Source organism: Enterobacter cloacae complex sp. IR5450 (assembly GCF_049238665.1).
Taxonomy (GTDB): domain Bacteria; phylum Pseudomonadota; class Gammaproteobacteria; order Enterobacterales; family Enterobacteriaceae; genus Enterobacter; species Enterobacter hormaechei_C.
Genome location: NZ_JBMKIC010000008.1, coordinates 104,690 through 123,654 on the forward strand (window position 1 = coordinate 104,690; position 18,965 = coordinate 123,654).

An 18,965-nucleotide genomic window follows, 5' to 3' on the forward strand; every position below is an offset into this window, starting at 1 on the left:
CCCGCCGAAGCGGGTTTTTTCATAAGAACGAAGGTTCAGGCTTATGCCTGGCCTTTGATCTCTTTACGACCGTTGTAAGGTGCTTTTTCGCCCAGCGCTTCTTCGATACGAATCAGCTGGTTGTATTTAGCAACACGGTCAGAACGGCTCATAGAACCGGTTTTGATCTGGCCAGCAGCGGTACCCACAGCCAGGTCAGCGATGGTAGCGTCTTCAGTTTCGCCAGAACGGTGAGAGATAACCGCGGTGTAGCCAGCGTCTTTCGCCATTTTGATCGCAGCCAGCGTTTCGGTCAGAGAACCGATCTGGTTGAATTTGATCAGGATGGAGTTAACGATGCCTTTCTCGATGCCTTCTTTCAGGATCTTGGTGTTGGTTACGAACAGATCGTCACCAACCAGCTGGATTTTGTCGCCCAGTACTTTGGTCTGGTATGCGAAACCATCCCAGTCAGACTCGTCCAGACCGTCTTCGATAGAAACGATTGGGTACTGTTTGGTCAGGTCTTCCAGGAAGTGGGTGAACTCTTCAGAGGTGAACGCTTTGTTGCCTTCGCCAGCCAGAACGTATTTACCGTCTTTGTAGAATTCAGATGCTGCGCAGTCCATCGCCAGGGTGATGTCTTTGCCCAGCTCGTAGCCTGCTGCTTTAACCGCTTCAGCGATAACAGCCAGTGCTTCTGCGTTAGAACCCAGGTTTGGCGCGTAGCCGCCTTCGTCACCAACAGCCGTGTTCATACCTTTAGCTTTCAGAACTTTAGCCAGGTTGTGGAACACTTCAGAACCCATACGTACCGCTTCTTTCAGGGTTTTCGCGCCAACTGGCTGAATCATGAATTCCTGAATATCAACGTTGTTGTCTGCGTGCTCACCACCGTTGATGATGTTCATCATTGGTACAGGCATAGAGTATTTGCCTGGGGTGCCGTTCAGTTCAGCGATGTGCTCGAACAGTGGCATGCCTTTAGCTGCTGCTGCCGCTTTGGCGTTCGCCAGGGAAACCGCCAGGATTGCGTTCGCACCGAAGTTAGATTTGTTTTCAGTACCGTCCAGATCGATCATGATCTTGTCGATGCCAGCCTGATCTTTAGCATCTTTGCCAACGATAGCCTGAGCAATAGGACCGTTAACAGCGCCAACCGCTTTCAGTACGCCTTTGCCCATGAAACGGGATTTGTCGCCATCACGCAGTTCCAGCGCTTCGCGGGAACCTGTAGAAGCACCTGATGGAGCCGCTGCCATACCGACGAAACCACCTTCCAGATGAACTTCAGCTTCAACGGTCGGGTTACCACGGGAGTCGATGATTTCACGACCGATGACTTTAACGATTTTGGACATTAGATTTTCCTCAGTACAAGTTAAACTAAAACTCCAGACAAACAACGCGTACCAAAGGTACGCGTTGCCGTTCTAACTTTTTTTACTTCGCCTGACGCTTCTGGTACTCGCTGGCGGCTTTCACGAAGCCTGCAAACAGCGGATGCCCGTCACGCGGCGTTGAAGTAAATTCCGGGTGGAATTGGCAGGCCACGAACCACGGATGGTTAGGCACTTCGATGATCTCGACTAACTGATCATCCCCGGAACGGCCCGCAACACGCAGACCCGCAGCTTCGATTTGTTTCAACAACATGTTGTTGACTTCATAGCGGTGACGATGGCGCTCGGTGATGACCGGCTCGCCGTACAGCTTGCGTACCACGCTATCGTCGGACAGCTGGCAGGCCTGTGCGCCAAGACGCATGGTGCCACCCAGATCGCTCTTCTCGGTACGGACTTCGACGTTACCGTCTTCGTCGCGCCATTCCGTAATCAGCGCCACAACAGGGTACTTACAGTCTGGCACAAATTCCGTAGAGTTCGCGTTTTCCATTCCCGCTACGTTGCGCGCAAATTCAATCAGCGCAACCTGCATACCCAGGCAGATACCGAGGTATGGAATATTGTTTTCACGCGCATAGCGTGCAGTGGCGATCTTGCCTTCAACACCACGGTAGCCGAAGCCGCCAGGGATGAGAATCGCATCCAGATCTTTGAGAATTTCGACGCCGCGCGTCTCCACATCCTGCGAATCAATCAGCTTGATGTTCACAGAGACGCGATTCTTCAGACCACCGTGTTTCAGCGCTTCGATAACTGACTTATAGGCATCTGGCAGTTCGATGTACTTGCCGACCATACCGATAGTCACTTCGCCGCCCGGATTGGCTTCTTCGTAAATCACCTGCTCCCATTCAGACAGGTTAGCTTCCGGACAGTTCAAGCTGAATCGTTTACAAATATAATCGTCCAGACCCTGTGATTTCAACAGGCCCGGGATTTTATAAATGGAATCGACATCTTTCATTGAAATAACGGCTTTTTCAGGCACGTTACAGAACAATGCAATTTTCGCACGTTCGTTCGCCGGAATCGCGCGATCGGAACGGCAAACCAGGATGTCAGGCTGAATACCGATGGAGAGCAGCTCTTTAACAGAGTGCTGAGTCGGTTTGGTTTTCACTTCACCTGCTGCCGCCATGTAAGGCACCAGCGTCAGGTGCATGAACAGCGCGTGCTCACGACCAATATCTACCGCCAGCTGACGAATCGCTTCGAGGAACGGCAGGGATTCGATATCCCCCACGGTACCGCCGATTTCAACCAGCACAACGTCATGCCCTTCGCCACCGGCAAGGACACGCTCTTTGATGGCGTTAGTGATGTGTGGGATGACCTGCACGGTCGCGCCCAGGTAGTCACCACGGCGCTCTTTACGCAGAACGTCAGAGTAGATACGGCCAGTCGTAAAGTTGTTACGACGGGTCATTTTGGTACGGATGAAACGCTCGTAGTGGCCAAGATCCAGATCGGTTTCAGCGCCGTCTTCAGTAACGAACACTTCCCCGTGTTGGGTTGGGCTCATGGTGCCAGGATCGACGTTGATGTACGGATCCAGTTTCATCATGGTCACATTGAGGCCACGGGCTTCAAGAATGGCTGCGAGGGAGGCTGCGGCAATGCCTTTACCCAGAGAGGATACGACCCCGCCGGTCACAAAAATATAGTTCGTTGTCATGCTGAACCTGAGAAGTTAGGGTGAAACGATGGAATAACCAGGACGGGAAAGTAGTATACCCGAACACGACGAGCGCCACAAACTTTCATTCTCCGTCTCCATTCCAGGCCATGACAAACATAAGGAGTGAGAAAATAGCCCCTTTTGGGTAAATGTTTTTGACGCAAATCAAGCGCTTGTCATTTAAAAAATCACACAAATTGCGCTTGATCGCAAAATCTCGTTAGAGATCATGTTCCTGGCGTTTTACTTCCTGCCAGACTTCTTCCATCGCGTCGAGGTCAATCCCGCTCATTTCCAGGCCGCGCGAGGCCACAATCCGCTCAACTTCGCGAAAGCGTCGTTCGAATTTAATGTTCGCTTTTTGCAGGGCGGTTTCCGCTTTTACACCGAGGTGGCGTGAAAGGTTGACGGTTGCAAACAGCAGATCGCCCATCTCCTCTTCCAGCTTTGCTTCATCCACAACGGCCTGCTGCGCTTCATGCATCACTTCGTCGATCTCTTCGTGTACTTTTTCCAGCACCGGGCCGAGAGAGGTCCAGTCAAACCCTACCGCCGAGCAGCGCTTTTGAATTTTGTGCGCGCGCATCAGCGCGGGAAGGTTCAGGGGAATGTCGTCCAGCGCCGAGTGCTGGGATTTTTCAGCGCGTTCAGCGCTTTTTATCTGCTCCCAGCGCGCCAGCACTTCCGCACTGTTGCCTGCGGAGGCATCACCAAAGATATGCGGATGACGACGCTCCAGCTTGTCGCTGATAGCGGCGCAGATATCGTCAAAGTTAAAGCGCCCCTCTTCCTGCGCCATCTGCGCGTAGAACACCACCTGGAACAGCAGGTCGCCCAGCTCACCGCGCAGATCGTCGAAATCCTCGCGTGAAATGGCGTCCAGCACTTCGTAGGTCTCTTCCAGCGTGTAAGGCGCAATGGTGGCGAAAGTCTGCTCTTTATCCCACGGGCAGCCGTTTTCCGGGTCGCGCAGGCGTTTCATGATGCCGAGCAGGCGGTCGATTTGAGTCATAACAGATTCCATTAAATGCCTGAGCCGGGTGGCGGCGTTGCCTTACCCGGCCTACAGAAGAGGATGTTTAGCCGCCGTGCAGACGACGCGCGTCAATCACATCCGGCACCTGGTTCAGTTTGCCGAGTACGCGGCCCAGCACCTGAAGGTTATAGATTTCGATGGTCATATCGATGGTGGCAAGCTGCTCGCGGGTATCGCTGCGGCTGGCAACGCCCAGCACGTTGACCTTCTCGTTGGCGAGAATGGTGGTGATGTCGCGCAGCAGGCCGCTGCGGTCGTTGGCAGTGACGCGCACCACCAGCGAGTAACCCGCCGAGTAGCTCTCCCCCCAGACGGCTTCCACGATACGTTCCGGCGCATGCGATTGCAGCTCTGCAAGCTGGTCGCAGTCGGAGCGGTGAATCGAGATCCCGCGCCCCTGGGTGATAAAGCCGACAATATCATCTCCCGGGATCGGCTGGCAGCAGCGGGCAATGTGGTGCATCAGGTTACCCACCCCTTCAACCACTACGCGGCCATTGTCCTTGCTGCGCTGCTGCGGAGCATAGGTTTTCTGCTGGAGCTGTTTCAGGGCTGCCGCATCCTGCTCTGCCGCGCTTGGCTTGTTGAACTGCGCTTGCAGGAAGTTCACCATCTGGTTCAGGCGGATATCACCGCCGCCAATCGCCGCTAACAGTTCGTCGAGCTCGTTGAAGTTGTAGCGCGGCAGCAGGAACTTCTCCGCTTCTTTCAGGCTAATGCCAATATGTTCCAGCTCGTCGTCCAGGATCTGGCGACCGGCAAGGATGTTCTTGTCACGATCCTGCTTGCGGAACCATGCGTGAATTTTTGAGCGCCCACGGCTGGTGGTAACGTAACCGAGGTTCGGGTTCAGCCAGTCGCGGCTTGGGTTTGGCTGCTTCTGGGTGATGATTTCAATCTGATCGCCCATCTGGAGCTGGTAGGTAAACGGTACGATACGTCCGCCGATCTTCGCCCCGATGCAACGGTGCCCCACATCGCTGTGGATGTGGTAGGCGAAATCGAGCGGCGTGGAGCCAGCCGGCAAATCAACCACGTCCCCTTTCGGGGTAAAGACGTAGACGCGATCGTCGAAGACCTGACTGCGCACTTCGTCGAGCATTTCGCCGGAGTCGGCCATCTCTTCCTGCCACGCAATCAGCTTACGCAGCCAGGCGATACGGTCCTCGTGACCGGAGCGACCGCCGCCGGAGGTACCCTCTTTGTATTTCCAGTGCGCCGCCACGCCCAGCTCGGCGTCTTCGTGCATCTGTTTGGTACGGATCTGAATTTCCACCGTTTTGCCGCCAGGGCCGAGCACCACGGTATGAATAGACTGGTAGCCGTTTGGTTTCGGGTTCGCGACGTAGTCATCGAACTCATCCGGCAGATGGCGGAAGTGAGTATGCACTATCCCCAGCGCGGCATAGCAGTCCTGAAGACGCTCCGCCACGATACGCACCGCGCGCACGTCAAACAGCTCGTCAAAGGCGAGGTGTTTCTTCTGCATTTTGCGCCAGATGCTGTAGATGTGCTTTGGACGCCCGTAGACCTCGGCGCGCACATTCTCCTCTTTCATCGACTGGCGCAGCCCGCTGACAAATTCCTCGATATAGTGCTCGCGGTCAATGCGGCGTTCGTGCAGCAATTTTGCAATGCGTTTGTATTCCGCCGGATGCAGGTAGCGGAAGCAGTAATCTTCCAGCTCCCACTTCAGTTGCCCGATACCCAGACGGTTCGCCAGCGGCGCATAGATATTCGTACACTCTTTGGCGGCCAGGACGCGCTCGTCTTCCGGCGCATCCTTTACTTCACGCAGATGGGCAACCCGTTCGGCCAGCTTGATCACCACGCAGCGGAAATCATCTACCATCGCCAGCAGCATACGACGAACGTTATCCACCTGCTCGGAAGAGACAGAGTCAGTTTGCGCGGCTTTAAGCTGACGAATGGCTGCCATATCACGCACGCCGTGGATGAGCGCCACGACGGACTGGCCGACGCTTTCACGCAGGACGTCTTCCGTCACCACGTCGGCGTCCGCCAGGGGGAACAGCAGTGCGGCCTGTAGCGTTTCGATGTCCATGTTCAGCATGGAGAGAATTTCAACCATCTCCACGCCGCGCCACAACAGCAGTTCAGCGTCCGGATGCCCCTGCGTTGTGCGTAAACAATAGGCCCAGGTTTCGGTTAAGCGTTCACACGACTGCTGGCTGGAAATCCCCAGACTTGCGATCCATTTTTGAGGGTCAAACTCACCAGCTTTATTTAAATGTGCACTTCTTACCGCAACCATCGTCCTCTCCTTTAGGGACAAGGGCCTGTCGAAGTCGACAAGCCAAACTCATTAGATGTGCTCGAACAACACCATCGATTCCAGATGACCAGTGTGCGGGAACATGTCCAGCATTGCCAGACGCCGAATCTGGTAACCCCCGCTCAATAATGCTTCGCTGTCACGGGCAAGCGTCGCCGGGTTACAGGAAACATAGACCACGCGTTCAGGCGCGAGTTTAATTATATGCTGCATCACGCCTGGCGCACCTGCGCGCGCCGGATCGAGCAGGATCTTATCAAAGCCCTGCTTAGCCCACGGTTGCTGAGTGACATCATCCTCAAGATTTTGATGAAAGAAAGTCACATTTTGCAAACCGTTCTGTTGGGCGTTCTCCTGGCCTTTCGCCACCAGCGCCTCAACGCCTTCCACTCCGACCACGCTTGCTGCTCTGCGGGCCAGCGGCAGGGTAAAGTTCCCCATGCCGCAGAACAGATCGAGCACCCGGTCAGTGGGCTGTACGTCGAGCCATTCCAGCGCGTTCGCCACCATCTGCTGGTTCACGCCGTCGTTGACCTGGATAAAATCCCGCGGGCTGAACGTTAAGCGTAGCCCGTCTGACGCATACCAGGGCGCTTCTCCGCTGACCTGCTCAAGTATCTCGCTTTGCGGCGCGAGGAAAAGCGCAAGCTCATGAGAATGCGAAAAGCGTTCCAGTTTTTCGCGATCCGCCTTTGACAGCGGCGCGGTGTGGCGCAGCACCATCAGCGGGGCACTGTTGGCCAACACCAGTTCGACATGGCCGAGCGAACGCACGCCATCCAGCGATGCAAGACAGTGGTGCACGTCCGGGAGCAATGCCTCAAGATGGAGCACCAAAACAGGGCACTGCGTGACAGAGACGATATCGCTGGAGCCGGCTTTGCGAAACCCCATCTCCAGCCGCTCGGTTTTGGGCTGGTAGCTGAGGCTCAGGCGAGCGCGGCGACGGTAGCCCCAGGGCCGATCGGCAATGATGTCATTCACGTCGTGCCCGACCAGGCGGGCCAGCGCGCTGCTTTTACTTTTTTGCTGTAATTCAGTGCTGGCATGCTGTTGCTGGCAGCCACCGCAGACGCCAAAATGGGGGCAGCGAGGCGTCACGCGCTCCGGGCTATCATTAAGACGGCGCTTGACCTGACCGCGCGCATACTGACGTTTGTCTTCCGTCAGCGTAATATCTGCACGTTCTCCTGGCAGCAAACCTGTGATAAACAGTGTTTTACCCTTGTGACGCGCCACCCCCTGTCCAAAAGGATCGAGGTCAGAGGCTTCAACAGTTATGATCTGACGCGTCGTCACGCGTCGTTTTGCAGAGTAGAATTGCGCCATCGCCGAGATTGTTCTCAAATAAACATAATTAGCCTGATTGTCCCATAACGGAACTCCATGACCAACTACAGCCTGCGCGCGCGCATGATGATTTTGATCCTCGCTCCTACCGTTCTCATCGGTTTGCTGCTGAGCATTTTCTTTGTGGTGCATCGCTATAACGATTTGCAGAGACAGCTTGAAGATGCCGGGGCCAGTATTATCGAACCGCTGGCCGTCTCCAGCGAGTACGGCATGAACCTGCAAAACCGTGAATCCATTGGTCAGTTAATCAGCGTATTGCACCGCCGTCATTCAGAGATCGTACGCGCCATTTCCGTTTATGATGAGCATAACCGTCTGTTCGTCACCTCGAATTTCCATCTGGATCCCACGTCGCTGAAAATCCCGGATGGTACCCCCTTCCCGCGTCATCTTACGGTGTTGCGGCGAGGCGATATCATGATCCTGCGCACGCCGATTATCTCCGAAAGCTATTCACCCGACGAATCTGCCCAGTCCGATGCGAAGTCCAGCAATAATATGCTTGGATATGTGGCGCTGGAGCTGGATCTCAAGTCGGTGCGGCTCCAGCAGTACAAAGAAATTTTCATCTCCGGCGTGATGATGCTGTTCTGTATTGGCATCGCGCTGATCTTCGGCTGGCGACTGATGCGCGACGTCACGGGGCCTATCCGCAACATGGTGAATACCGTTGACCGGATCCGCCGGGGTCAGCTCGACAGCCGCGTGGAAGGCTTTATGCTCGGCGAGCTGGATATGCTGAAAAACGGCATCAACTCAATGGCGATGTCGCTGGCGGCTTATCACGAAGAGATGCAGCACAACGTTGACCAGGCCACCTCTGACCTGCGCGAAACTCTGGAGCAGATGGAGATCCAGAACGTGGAGCTGGATCTGGCGAAAAAACGTGCGCAGGAGGCGGCACGTATTAAGTCTGAGTTCCTGGCGAACATGTCGCACGAGCTGCGCACGCCGCTGAACGGGGTGATTGGCTTCACCCGTCTGACGCTCAAAAGCGAGCTGAACCCGACCCAGCGTGACCATCTGCATACCATTGAACGCTCAGCCAACAACCTGCTGACCATTATTAACGACGTACTGGACTTCTCGAAGCTGGAAGCGGGCAAGCTGATTCTGGAGAGTATTCCCTTCCCGCTGCGCAGCACGCTGGATGACGTGGTCACGCTTCTTGCCCACTCATCGCATGATAAGGGTCTGGAACTGACGCTCAATATTAAAAATGATGTGCCGGATAACGTCATTGGCGACCCGCTGCGCCTGCAACAGGTCATTACCAATCTGGTGGGCAACGCGATTAAGTTCACCGAGAGCGGCAACATCGACATTCTGGTCGAAAAAAGGGCGCTCAGTAATAACAAAGTCCAGATTGAAGTGCAGATCCGGGATACCGGCATTGGTATTCCGGAGCGCGATCAGACGCGTCTGTTCCAGGCTTTCCGCCAGGCCGATGCGAGCATTTCCCGTCGTCACGGCGGAACGGGCCTGGGGCTGGTGATCACCCAAAAGCTGGTGAAAGAGATGGGAGGCGATATCTCCTTCCACAGCCAGCCTAACCGGGGCTCAACCTTCTGGTTCCATATCAACCTTGATCTTAACCCGAACGTGCAGACCGACGGCCCGGTCACCGGCTGCCTCAAAGGGATGCGTCTGGCCTATGTGGAACCGAACGCCGCGGCGGCGCAGTGTACGCTGGATGTATTAAGCAGCACGCCGCTGGAGGTCATCTACAGCCCGACCTTCTCCGCGCTGGCGAATGATCATTACGATATCCTGTTGTTGGGGATTCCGGTGACGTTTACCGGAGAACTGACCATGCAGCAGGAACGCCTGGCGAAGGCGGCCTCAATGACGGACTACCTGCTGCTGGCGCTGCCGTGCCACGCCCAAATCAACGCCGAAGAGCTGAAAAACGACGGAGCGGCGGCGTGTCTGCTGAAACCCCTCACCGCCACACGGCTGTTACCTGCGTTGACCGAATATTGCCGTCTGACGCATCAGTCCCTGCCGCTGGAAAACGACGAACATAAGCTGCCGATGACGGTGATGGCCGTGGACGATAACCCGGCGAACCTGAAGCTGATTGGCGTGCTGCTTGAGGATCAGGTTCAGCACGTTGAGCTGTGTACCAGCGGCGCCGAAGCCGTGGAACAAGCCAAACAGATGCAGTTCGACCTGATCCTGATGGATATTCAGATGCCGGGCATGGATGGCATCCGCGCCTGCGAGTTGATTCGCCAGCTTCCGCACCAGCAGCAGACGCCGGTGATTGCCGTGACGGCGCACGCGATGGCGGGGCAAAAGGAGAAACTGCTGGGTGCGGGTATGAACGATTATCTGGCGAAACCGATCGACGAAGAGAAGCTGCACAGCCTGCTGCTGCGCTACAAGCCGGGGCACATTGGCGGGACATACACCATTACAGCTGAATCGCCGGAGATCAGCGTTAACCAGAATGCCACGTTTGACTGGCAACTGGCGCTGCGCCAGGCGGCAGGCAAACCCGATCTGGCCCGCGATATGCTGCAAATGCTGGTGGACTTCCTGCCTGAGATCCGTAACAAGGTTGAAGAACAGCTGGTGGGTGAAAACCCCGAAGGACTGCTGGAAGCCATTCATAAACTGCATGGCAGCTGCGGCTACAGCGGCGTACCGCGGTTGAAAAATCTCTGCCAGTTGCTTGAACAGCAGCTCCGCGCGGGTACGCCAGAATCCGATCTCGAACCGGAGTTCCTGGAGCTGCTGGACGAGATGGACAACGTGACGCGGGAAGCAATGAAGGTGTTGGGGAGCTAAGACCAAAGCCCGGTGGCGCTTCGCTTACCGGGCCTACAGGAGCACGAACGTTAACGCGACATCCCCTGCCCCATCTTTATCACCGCCGCAATATTCCTTGCGGCCATCTGTACATTCTGTTGCGCATTTTCCAGCGCATCCTCCAGCGAGCAGATGGTGTAAATCACGCTGAATACGGCATCCAGTCCGTGCTCATGCACCACGCCAACATCCGCCGTCAGGCTGCCGGCAATGCCAATAACCGGCTTGTTATAGCGTTTCGCGACTCTCGCCACGCCAACGGGCACTTTTCCGTGGATCGTCTGGCTGTCGATACGCCCTTCGCCCGTGATCACCAGATCGGCGTCCGCGACCTGTTCATCGAGATGCAGGGCATCGGTGACAATCTCAATCCCCTGACGGAGCTGTGCGCCGCAAAATGCATACAGCGCCGCCCCCATTCCGCCGGCCGCACCACCGCCCGCCAGGTTTAAGACGTCAATATCCATATCCCGGGCGATAATTTTTGCGTAATGCGCAAGCGCGTTGTCCAGCGTCCTGACCATCTCCGGCGTCGCCCCTTTCTGCGGACCAAATACCGCAGAAGCACCTGTCTCGCCGATCAGGGGGTTGGTCACATCGCAGGCCACTTCAATTCGACAGGCTGCCAGCCGCTTGTCCAGCCCGCTAAGATCGATATGCGCAAGGCTTGCCAGTTCGCCGCCGCCCGGCCCAACGGGCTGCGCTTTCGCATCCAGCAGTTTTACGCCCAGCGCCTGCACCATGCCTGCGCCACCGTCATTGGTCGCGCTGCCTCCAATGCCAATAATGATATGCTTAACGCCCGCATCCAGCGCATGACGGATCAGTTCCCCGGTTCCCCAGGAGGTGGTGATTAACGGGTTACGCTTTGCAGGAGCAACAAGCTCCAGACCGCTCGCTGCCGCCATCTCGATAAAGGCGCTTTTCCCGTCTCCGGATAACCCGAAAAACCCTTCCACGCGTTCACCCAAAGGCCCGGTAACAGGAACATGGACAAGACGCCCATGCGTGGCTGCCACCATCGCTTCCACCGTCCCTTCGCCACCATCGGCAACCGGTAATTTGACATAGTCCGCTGACGGGAAAATTTCGCGAAAACCGACCTCTATCGCTGTCGCCACCTCCAGCGCGCTCAAGCTTTCCTTATACGAGTCCGGAGCGATAACAATTTTCATAAGCCATCCTTACGCATGTTAGTTACGTTAAGCATACACCACGTAAGGGACCACTCATGGGAGCGGTCCCAATGAGCTTATCGTACCATGCACGGACGTTTATTGTCGAATCTCCACTCTGGGATCAGGTATTGCATCGCCAGCGCGTCATCACGCGCGCCCAGGCCGTGTTTCTGGTAAAGCTCATGCGCTTTCATGACCTGGTCCATATCCAGCTCAACGCCCAGCCCCGGCGTAGCAGGAACTTGCACCATGCCGCCTTTGATTTCAAACGGCTGTTTGGTCAGGCGCTGGTTGCCCTCCTGCCAGATCCAGTGGGTGTCGATGGCGGTAATGTTGCCCGGCGCAGCGGCCGCCACGTGGGTGAACATCGCCAGCGAGATGTCGAAGTGGTTGTTGGAGTGGGAGCCCCAGGTCAGGCCGAACTCATGGCACATCTGCGCCACGCGAACCGAGCCCTGCATCGTCCAGAAGTGCGGGTCTGCCAGCGGAATGTCCACCGATTGCAGCGAGAGCGTGTGCCCCATCTGACGCCAGTCGGTCGCGATCATGTTGGTGGCGGTTGGCAGCCCGGTGGCGCGACGGAACTCCGCCATTACTTCACGTCCGGAGAACCCCTGCTCGGCGCCGCACGGATCTTCCGCGTAGGCCAGCACGCCTTTAAGCTGCTTACCGATTTTGATCGCCTCATCAAGCGACCAGGCACCGTTCGGATCCAGCGTGACGCGCGCCTGCGGGAAGCGCTTCGCCAGCGCGGCGATCGCCTCTGCTTCTTCTTCACCCGCCAGTACGCCGCCTTTCAGCTTGAAGTCATTAAAGCCATATTTTTCATACGCGGCTTCCGCCAGGCGCACCACCGCGTCCGGGGTCATCGCTTCATCGTGACGCACACGATACCAGTCGCATTTTTCGTCCGGCTGGCTCTGGTACGGCAGCGGGGTGAGTTTGCGATTGCCGATAAAGAACAGGTAGCCGAGCATTTCCACTTCGCTGCGCTGTTGGCCGTCGCCCAGCAGGGAGGCGACATTGACGCCCAGATGCTGGCCCAGCAGATCCAGCATCGCGGCTTCAATGCCCGTGACCACATGGATAGTGGTGCGCAGATCAAACGTTTGCAGACCACGGCCACCCGCATCACGATCGGCAAAGGTCGTGCGCACGCGAGTCAGCACATTTTTGTACTCGCCCAGCGTTTTACCCACCACCAGCGGAATGGCGTCCTCCAGCGTTTTACGGATCTTCTCCCCGCCCGGGATTTCACCGACACCGGTATGCCCTGAGTTGTCCTTGATCACCACAATATTACGGGTGAAGAACGGCGCATGGGCGCCGCTCAGGTTCATCAGCATGCTGTCATGTCCCGCGACAGGAATGATCTGCATGGAGGTAACTACAGGGGTAGAAAATGTGCTCATCGTTCGATCCTTTTATCAGTGACGTCCAAATACAGGGCGCTTACGGTCAAATGTCCAGCCGGGGATAAGGTACTGCATCGGGCCTGCGTCGTTGCGCGCGCCGCCCGGCAGTTTTTTATACGCTTCATGCGCCTTGTGGATCTGATCCCAGTCAAGCTCCACGCCCAGCCCCGGCGCATCCGGCACAGCAATTGTGCCGTTTTTGATTTCAAGTGGATTTTTGGTCAGGCGCGCTTCGCCTTCCTGCCAGATCCAGTGCGTATCGATGGCGGTCGGGTTGCCCGGCGCCGCCGCGCCAACGTGGGTAAACATCGCCAGCGAAATGTCGAAATGATTATTGGAGTGGCAGCCCCAGGTGAGGCCCCAGTCATCGCACAGCTGCGCCACGCGCACCGCGCCGGAAAGGGTCCAGAAGTGCGGGTCCGCCAGCGGTATGTCCACCGCATTCAGCATCACCGCATGGCCCATTTCGCGCCAGTTGGTGGCGATCATGTTGGTCGCAACCGGCAGCCCGGTAGCGCGGCGGAATTCGGCCATCACCTCGCGGCCAGAAAATCCCTGCTCGGCGCCGCACGGATCTTCCGCGTAGGTCAGCACGTCGCCCAGCCCTTTGCACAGCGCGATAGCTTCATCCAGCAGCCAGGCGCCATTCGGATCGACGGTGATACGTGCCTCCGGGAAGCGTTTTTTCAACGCGCGCACGCTGTCAATCTCCTGCTCGCCCGGCAGAACGCCACCTTTCAGCTTGAAGTCTTTAAAGCCGTAGCGATCCTGCGCCGCCTCTGCCAGGCGTACCACCGCCTCGCCAGAGAGCGCCTCCTGATGACGCAGGTGATACCACTCGTGGCTACCCGGCGAGCGTTCCAGATACGGCAGATCGGTTTTAGTCCGGTCGCCAACGTAGAACAGATAGCCCAGCACCGTTACCGCATCACGCTGTTTGCCTGGCCCCAGCAGTTCGCAGACCGGCACGTTCAGCGCCTTGCCCAGTAAATCGAGGAGAGCCGCCTCCAGCGCCGCCACCGCGTTAACGCGCAGTTCAAACGTCCAGGCACCTTTGCCGAAGGTATCAAAATCCGCCGACTGGTTGCCCTTATGCACCCGCTGAACCACCTTGTTGAGACGGGCGACCTCCTGCCCAACCACCTGCGGGATGGCGTCGACCAGCGTCTGGTAAATCACCTCTCCGCCAGGCGCTTCCCCGACGCCGGTGTTCCCTGCGCTGTCGGTCAGCACCACAATGTTGCGGGTGAACCAGGCGTTATGCGCGCCACCAATGTTGAGCAGCATGCTGTCCTGCCCCGCCACCGGGATGACCTTCATCTCCGTCACGATCGGGCTTGATTGCGTTGTCATCATTCGCGCTCCCCAACAGGTTTCAGTTCGATTCGTTTGATGTCACCCACCAGCACCAGGTAACTGAGTACCGCCACCAGCGCATGGACGCCTACATAAATCAGCGCACCATTGAAGGAGCCGGTGGTGCCGACGATGTAACCGATAGCGATTGGGGTGACAATGCCGGAAATGTTGCCAAACATGTTGAACAGACCGCCGCTCAGGCCGCTGATCTCTTTCGGCGCGGTATCTGCCATCACCGCCCAGCCCAGTGCGCCAATGCCTTTACCGAAGAAGGCCATCGCCATAAAGCCGATAATCATCCACTCCGCGCTGACGTAGTTACAGAACACCATGGTCATGGAGAGCAGCATGCCGAGCACGATTGGCGTTTTACGCGCAATATTCAGCGAACCGGTACGACGCATCAACCAGTCGGAGATGACCCCGCCAAGCACCCCACCCACGAAGCCGCAGATGGCCGGCACGGAGGCGACAAACCCCGCCTTCAGAATCGACATGCCGCGCGCCTGGACCAGGTAAACCGGGAACCAGGTGATGAAGAAGTAGGTTAAGGCGTTAATGCAATACTGGCCGAGATAGATACCGATCATCATTCGTGAGCCGACGAGCTGTTTGATCTGCCCCCATTTCTGGCTGAACGGGACCTTAGCTTTCTGGGTTTTCTGATCCATGTTGATCAGCGCCCCGCCTTCAGCAATGTAGTCCAGCTCTTTCTTGTTCACGCCCGGATGCTGGTTTGGTTCGTGGATCACTTTCAGCCAGATGAAGCTGATGACGATCCCCAGCCCGCCCATGAAGAAGAAGACGTGTGACCAGCCCACCTCATGCGTCAGCCAGCCCATGATTGGCGCGAAAATAACCGTCGCAAAGTATTGCGCCGAGTTAAAGATCGCTACCGCCGTTCCCCTCTCCTGCGCCGGGAACCAGGCGGCCACAATACGGCTGTTGCCAGGGAACGATGGCGCTTCCGCTAAGCCCACCAGGAAGCGGAGGGTAAAGAGCGCAATGATAATGCCGAAGCCGCTAAAGATATCCACGAAGCCCTGTAACAGGGTAAACATTGACCAGATGAAAATGGACCAGAAATAGACCCGTTTTGAGCCAAAGCGGTCCAGCAGCCAGCCGCCAGGGATTTGGCCGATTACGTAGGCCCATGAAAATGCGGAGAAAACATAACCCATACCCACCGGATCAAGTCCGATGTCCTTTGCCATCTCAGAGCCGGCAATGGATAACGTGGCACGGTCGCCGTAGTTGAAAGAGGTGACGATAAACAGCATCACCACTATCCAGTAGCGGGCGTTGGTGCGCTTCTCAGCGCTGCTCGCCGCGTGGCTTAATGTACTCATTGTTGCACTCCTGAAACATAGCTTTCGCCTGGTTCATTCTGTACAGCACCTGTAGGGTAATCAGAATGAGAGATTTGTGTTTGGTTTTGGTACGGCCAGAAGCCGTTTTATAGTGACGGGAAAAGTATATGAAGGAGTGACCGGTTCTCTCACCGTGCAGGAACACAACATTGACGGGCGTGGGGAACGTGGTTTGGGGCATAAGCCCAAAGTGGTGGAAGATACTTCACGGAATTGAGGATAGGGTGCGGCTTCGTTGCCGGGTGGCGGCTTCGCCTTACCCGGCCTGGCGTTCGTTTAGTACAGGGTTAGTTCAGGAGCGTGGCCCAGTGTTCAACCCAGGGATTTGACTCGCTTTCTGGCTCAGGGTGTTCACCTGCATCAATCAGCAACATCTCTCCGACGCGCTGAGCGCTCTGTTCCTGCAACAGCGCGTCGAACTGCTTACCGCCGCCGCAGAAATTGGCGTAAGAGCTATCGCCGAGGGCAATGATGCCATAGTGAACATCTGGCTGATAACCAAGCTGGTCTTTAATGCCCTGGAAAAGCGGGACGATGCTGTCCGGTAGATCGCCCTGCCCGGTGGTGGAGGTCACCACCAGGATGTATTTATCTTTATACTTTTCCCAGTCCGCCAGCTCCGGATCTTCATAGACCGTTGCTTTATGGCCCTGGTTTACGAGGATTGCTTCCGCTTCCTCCGCCACCAGCAGCGAGTTGCCGTACATTGTCCCGACAAAAATGCCTACTTCAGCCATGCTTTGCTCCCGTAATTATTGCGCTTGCTGTTCATCCTGAACGTTGCCTGCGGCAAACTCAACCCTTTCATTTTCGGGGAGTTGTCCCAGCCAGCCAAACTGTGACAGCGCCTGCATCCAGACCTTGTCCAGCCCCGCGCGAATAGTCAGCGGTTCGCCGGTAAACGGGTGCGTCAGGCGTAGCTCGCTGGCGTGCAGCATCAGCCGGTTACAGCCAAAGTGCTCGGCCGCGCTGCGGTTCTGGCGCAGATCGCCGTGCTTGCTGTCGCCGATAATGGGGTGGCGCAGATGTGCAAGGTGACGGCGAAGCTGGTGCTTGCGCCCGGTTTTGGGCAAAAGCTCCACCAGACTGTATCGCGTGGTCGGAAATTTGCTGGTCGCCACCGGCAGTTCTGTGGTCGCCATACCACGATAGTCGGTCACCGCTGGCTGCGGGCCTTTATCTTCGCGGGCAAATTTATCGGCGATTTTATCCAGTTCCTCCACCAGGGGATAATCAAGCGTGGCGGAATCCATCAGCCAGCCACGCACGATGGCGTGGTAGCGTTTCTGGATCTGGTGCTGTTCAAACTGCTGCGCCAGCAGGCGCCCGGCCTCACTGGAAAGCCCCATCAGCAGAACACCAGAGGTTGGCCGATCGAGACGATGGGCAGTAAAAACGTGCTGACCGATTTGATCGCGCACGGTTTGCATGACCACCACTTTCTCATCGCGATCGAGCCAGCTACGGTGCACCAGCCAGCCGGACGGTTTATTCACCGCCACTAACCACTCATCCTGATAAAGGATCTCAAGCGTCATGCATCGTCACCGGCGAAAAGCGCATCCAGCTTCTCCAGCTCCACCAGCATCATGGCACGCGCCGGGTGGGTCGCTTCCAGCGCCATTTCGTAATAGGGAGAGACGGCAAAAGACGCGGGCAACGCGTGGCCACCTTCCAGCAGCGCGTGCATACGCGGAATTAAGACCCACTGGAGCCACTCGAACGGGTCCAGCGTATCCAGACAAAACGGTTGGGTGCTGGCGAACGCGTCTGGCTGCGGCGCGTTATCCTGCCACAGCTGATGCTGGCGCATAAGGGCTTCGATGGCGTGCAACTGCGCACGAACGCTGTCATGATGCGACATATATACCTCAACTGAAAAACGGAATGGCGCGAAGCATAGCATTGCGGAAGACAGAAATAAAAAAGGGAGCACTGTAAAAACAGTGCTCCCGGTTCGTTTCGCAGCATTCCAGCTACAATACGTGCTCCCTGCTCATCCGTGACAACTTTTCCTGATGCCCGAAGGCCTGGTCATCCCTTTACCTTTTGCTTCCTGCTCACATCGTCCTGATGTGTAGGTTTCATCCTGAAACGTCCTGGCCATCCTGACCCACCGACCATCCTGACCGGCTCTCGTTCTCCTTCCTGGAGGTGTCCCTTACGCATCCTGCGTGATCCACTTTGCTTCATCCTGAAGCCTTCCTGCGGCGTCATCCTGACGTGTCCCTGGTAAGAAACGCCATCATCCTGATGTTCGTTTCTCGTGTCGGCATCCTGTCGACACAGATAGAATCCGCTATTCTGCTTCGTCTTACAACCCACCTTGTGAGCAATGTAAGCCAGGCGAAACGGGGGATTTCCTTTCAGAAAACCACTAACTTATTGAAAGAGAAGTTAATATTAATCTGAAATTCCTAAGACAATGCTAATTGTTTCGGCGATGTCTCACAGCGCGTGTAAGAGATCTCTCACACGCCCACTAGCATCATGGATTACAGAAGCGGCTCAATTCGGGTAAGGAAATCCGCAAGTGAAGGCGCGAGAACGTCGCGATTGCGGGTGCCGAGCGTCTCTTTAATGACCTCGCCAGACAGGTTGCAGACAGAAATGACGTCCAGTTCACTGTCGAGCGTCGCAATAAAGAGAGTCGGAGAGAGCTTAAGCCGTTTTTGCGTGACCAGGTGACCAATGAGGTTTTCCTGAACGCGTTGCAGATCGTCTTCGCTCCAGGTTTGCAGCAGCGTCAGCGGCTGTCCTGCAAAACATGCAGTCATATCCCCGGCAAACTGCGTGGTATAAAATGCATGAAGCGCAGGTTGTATCACAAGGTCCATCGCGCGTTCAACCGCATTTACATTCTGCTCGCCCATGAACGGTTTCGGTTGCCAGATAACGTAATCATCCTGCGAAGCGATAATGCACGGTGACGGCACGCCATATAAGTCAGTACTTTGCGGCCACGTCCCCCGCTTTTCATGCCAGGCATCGCAATAGCGGGTCGTGAAGGACGTCAGGGCATTTGCAGTTTCGATATCCACCGATTTCTCTCTTCTTGTAAGACAGGATAAACTCAGCCCA

At 56.3% G+C, this 18,965-nt stretch carries 14 protein-coding genes; 1 reads left to right on the forward strand and 13 read right to left on the reverse strand.

The features are described 5' to 3' along the window. Positions 1 to 41 precede the first annotated feature (41 nt). From eno to rlmD, 5 genes are all read right to left on the reverse strand, one after another. Positions 42 to 1,340 (reverse strand): phosphopyruvate hydratase, encoded by a 1,299-nt coding sequence (eno, locus tag ACOTYB_RS09245; RefSeq protein ID WP_006811784.1) that lies wholly within the window; start codon positions 1,338 to 1,340, stop codon positions 42 to 44. Between the two features lie 82 nt (positions 1,341 to 1,422). After that, positions 1,423 to 3,060 (reverse strand): glutamine hydrolyzing CTP synthase, encoded by a 1,638-nt coding sequence (gene pyrG, locus ACOTYB_RS09250; RefSeq protein WP_003862718.1) that lies wholly within the window; start codon positions 3,058 to 3,060, stop codon positions 1,423 to 1,425. A 223-nt stretch (positions 3,061 to 3,283) separates the two neighbouring features. Continuing rightward, positions 3,284 to 4,075, reverse strand: coding sequence for a nucleoside triphosphate pyrophosphohydrolase (mazG, locus tag ACOTYB_RS09255; RefSeq protein WP_003862720.1), 792 nt, complete (start codon positions 4,073 to 4,075; stop codon positions 3,284 to 3,286). A 67-nt stretch (positions 4,076 to 4,142) separates the two neighbouring features. Then, the gene (gene relA, locus ACOTYB_RS09260) at positions 4,143 to 6,374 is read right to left on the reverse strand and encodes a GTP diphosphokinase (RefSeq protein WP_003862722.1); all 2,232 of its coding nucleotides are present in this window, start codon (positions 6,372 to 6,374) and stop codon (positions 4,143 to 4,145) included. Positions 6,375 to 6,425: 51 nt separating this feature from the next. Further along, entirely contained in the window at positions 6,426 to 7,724 is a 1,299-nt protein-coding gene (rlmD, locus tag ACOTYB_RS09265) for a 23S rRNA (uracil(1939)-C(5))-methyltransferase RlmD (RefSeq protein ID WP_421765799.1), read from the reverse strand. Between the two features lie 57 nt (positions 7,725 to 7,781). Between rlmD and barA the strand changes: the two genes are divergently transcribed. Then, entirely contained in the window at positions 7,782 to 10,541 is a 2,760-nt protein-coding gene (gene barA, locus ACOTYB_RS09270; protein WP_003862726.1) for a two-component sensor histidine kinase BarA, read from the forward strand. Positions 10,542 to 10,591: 50 nt separating this feature from the next. Here barA and ACOTYB_RS09275 read toward each other — a convergent pair whose 3' ends face one another. The 8 genes from ACOTYB_RS09275 to syd all read right to left on the reverse strand — a co-directional run bounded on the left by ACOTYB_RS09275 (position 10,592) and on the right by syd (position 18,925). After that, entirely contained in the window at positions 10,592 to 11,737 is a 1,146-nt protein-coding gene (locus ACOTYB_RS09275) for a glycerate kinase (RefSeq protein WP_023314755.1), read from the reverse strand. Between the two features lie 77 nt (positions 11,738 to 11,814). Beyond that, a complete protein-coding gene (gene gudD / locus ACOTYB_RS09280) occupies positions 11,815 to 13,152 on the reverse strand; it encodes a glucarate dehydratase (protein ID WP_003862731.1) in 1,338 nt (445 codons plus the stop codon). Positions 13,153 to 13,167: 15 nt separating this feature from the next. Continuing rightward, positions 13,168 to 14,508: an enolase C-terminal domain-like protein gene (locus tag ACOTYB_RS09285; protein ID WP_003862733.1), complete on the reverse strand. Its 1,341-nt coding sequence runs from the start codon at positions 14,506 to 14,508 to the stop codon at positions 13,168 to 13,170. Further along, entirely contained in the window at positions 14,508 to 15,863 is a 1,356-nt protein-coding gene (gene gudP / locus ACOTYB_RS09290) for a galactarate/glucarate/glycerate transporter GudP (protein WP_047054387.1), read from the reverse strand. The genes ACOTYB_RS09285 and gudP overlap by 1 nt, the downstream gene beginning before the upstream one ends. 308 nt (positions 15,864 to 16,171) lie before the next feature. Beyond that, the gene (locus ACOTYB_RS09295) at positions 16,172 to 16,621 is read right to left on the reverse strand and encodes a flavodoxin (RefSeq protein ID WP_023295346.1); all 450 of its coding nucleotides are present in this window, start codon (positions 16,619 to 16,621) and stop codon (positions 16,172 to 16,174) included. 15 nt (positions 16,622 to 16,636) lie between these two features. Further along, positions 16,637 to 17,422 carry a tRNA pseudouridine(65) synthase TruC gene (gene truC, locus ACOTYB_RS09300; RefSeq protein WP_045337384.1) on the reverse strand — a complete coding sequence of 262 codons (786 nt, stop codon included), beginning with the start codon at positions 17,420 to 17,422 and terminating at the stop codon, positions 16,637 to 16,639. Further along, positions 17,419 to 17,748 (reverse strand): YqcC family protein, encoded by a 330-nt coding sequence (locus tag ACOTYB_RS09305; RefSeq protein WP_003862740.1) that lies wholly within the window; start codon positions 17,746 to 17,748, stop codon positions 17,419 to 17,421. Before ACOTYB_RS09305 ends, truC begins: the two co-directional genes overlap by 4 nt. 631 nt (positions 17,749 to 18,379) lie before the next feature. Then, positions 18,380 to 18,925, reverse strand: coding sequence for a SecY-interacting protein (gene syd / locus ACOTYB_RS09310; protein WP_003862744.1), 546 nt, complete (start codon positions 18,923 to 18,925; stop codon positions 18,380 to 18,382). Positions 18,926 to 18,965 lie beyond the last annotated feature (40 nt).

Bases quoted from the DNA above. Each gene is read 5' to 3' on its own strand.
- eno (WP_006811784.1), bottom strand. From the start codon at position 1,340: ATGTCCAAAATCGTTAAAGTCATCGGTCGTGAAATCATCGACTCCCGT.
- pyrG (WP_003862718.1), bottom strand. From the start codon at position 3,060: ATGACAACGAACTATATTTTTGTGACCGGCGGGGTCGTATCCTCTCTG.
- mazG (WP_003862720.1), bottom strand. From the start codon at position 4,075: ATGACTCAAATCGACCGCCTGCTCGGCATCATGAAACGCCTGCGCGAC.
- relA (WP_003862722.1), bottom strand. From the start codon at position 6,374: ATGGTTGCGGTAAGAAGTGCACATTTAAATAAAGCTGGTGAGTTTGAC.
- rlmD (WP_421765799.1), bottom strand. From the start codon at position 7,724: ATGGCGCAATTCTACTCTGCAAAACGACGCGTGACGACGCGTCAGATC.
- barA (WP_003862726.1), top strand. From the start codon at position 7,782: ATGACCAACTACAGCCTGCGCGCGCGCATGATGATTTTGATCCTCGCT.
- ACOTYB_RS09275 (WP_023314755.1), bottom strand. From the start codon at position 11,737: ATGAAAATTGTTATCGCTCCGGACTCGTATAAGGAAAGCTTGAGCGCG.
- gudD (WP_003862731.1), bottom strand. From the start codon at position 13,152: ATGAGCACATTTTCTACCCCTGTAGTTACCTCCATGCAGATCATTCCT.
- ACOTYB_RS09285 (WP_003862733.1), bottom strand. From the start codon at position 14,508: ATGACAACGCAATCAAGCCCGATCGTGACGGAGATGAAGGTCATCCCG.
- gudP (WP_047054387.1), bottom strand. From the start codon at position 15,863: ATGAGTACATTAAGCCACGCGGCGAGCAGCGCTGAGAAGCGCACCAAC.
- ACOTYB_RS09295 (WP_023295346.1), bottom strand. From the start codon at position 16,621: ATGGCTGAAGTAGGCATTTTTGTCGGGACAATGTACGGCAACTCGCTG.
- truC (WP_045337384.1), bottom strand. From the start codon at position 17,422: ATGACGCTTGAGATCCTTTATCAGGATGAGTGGTTAGTGGCGGTGAAT.
- ACOTYB_RS09305 (WP_003862740.1), bottom strand. From the start codon at position 17,748: ATGTCGCATCATGACAGCGTTCGTGCGCAGTTGCACGCCATCGAAGCC.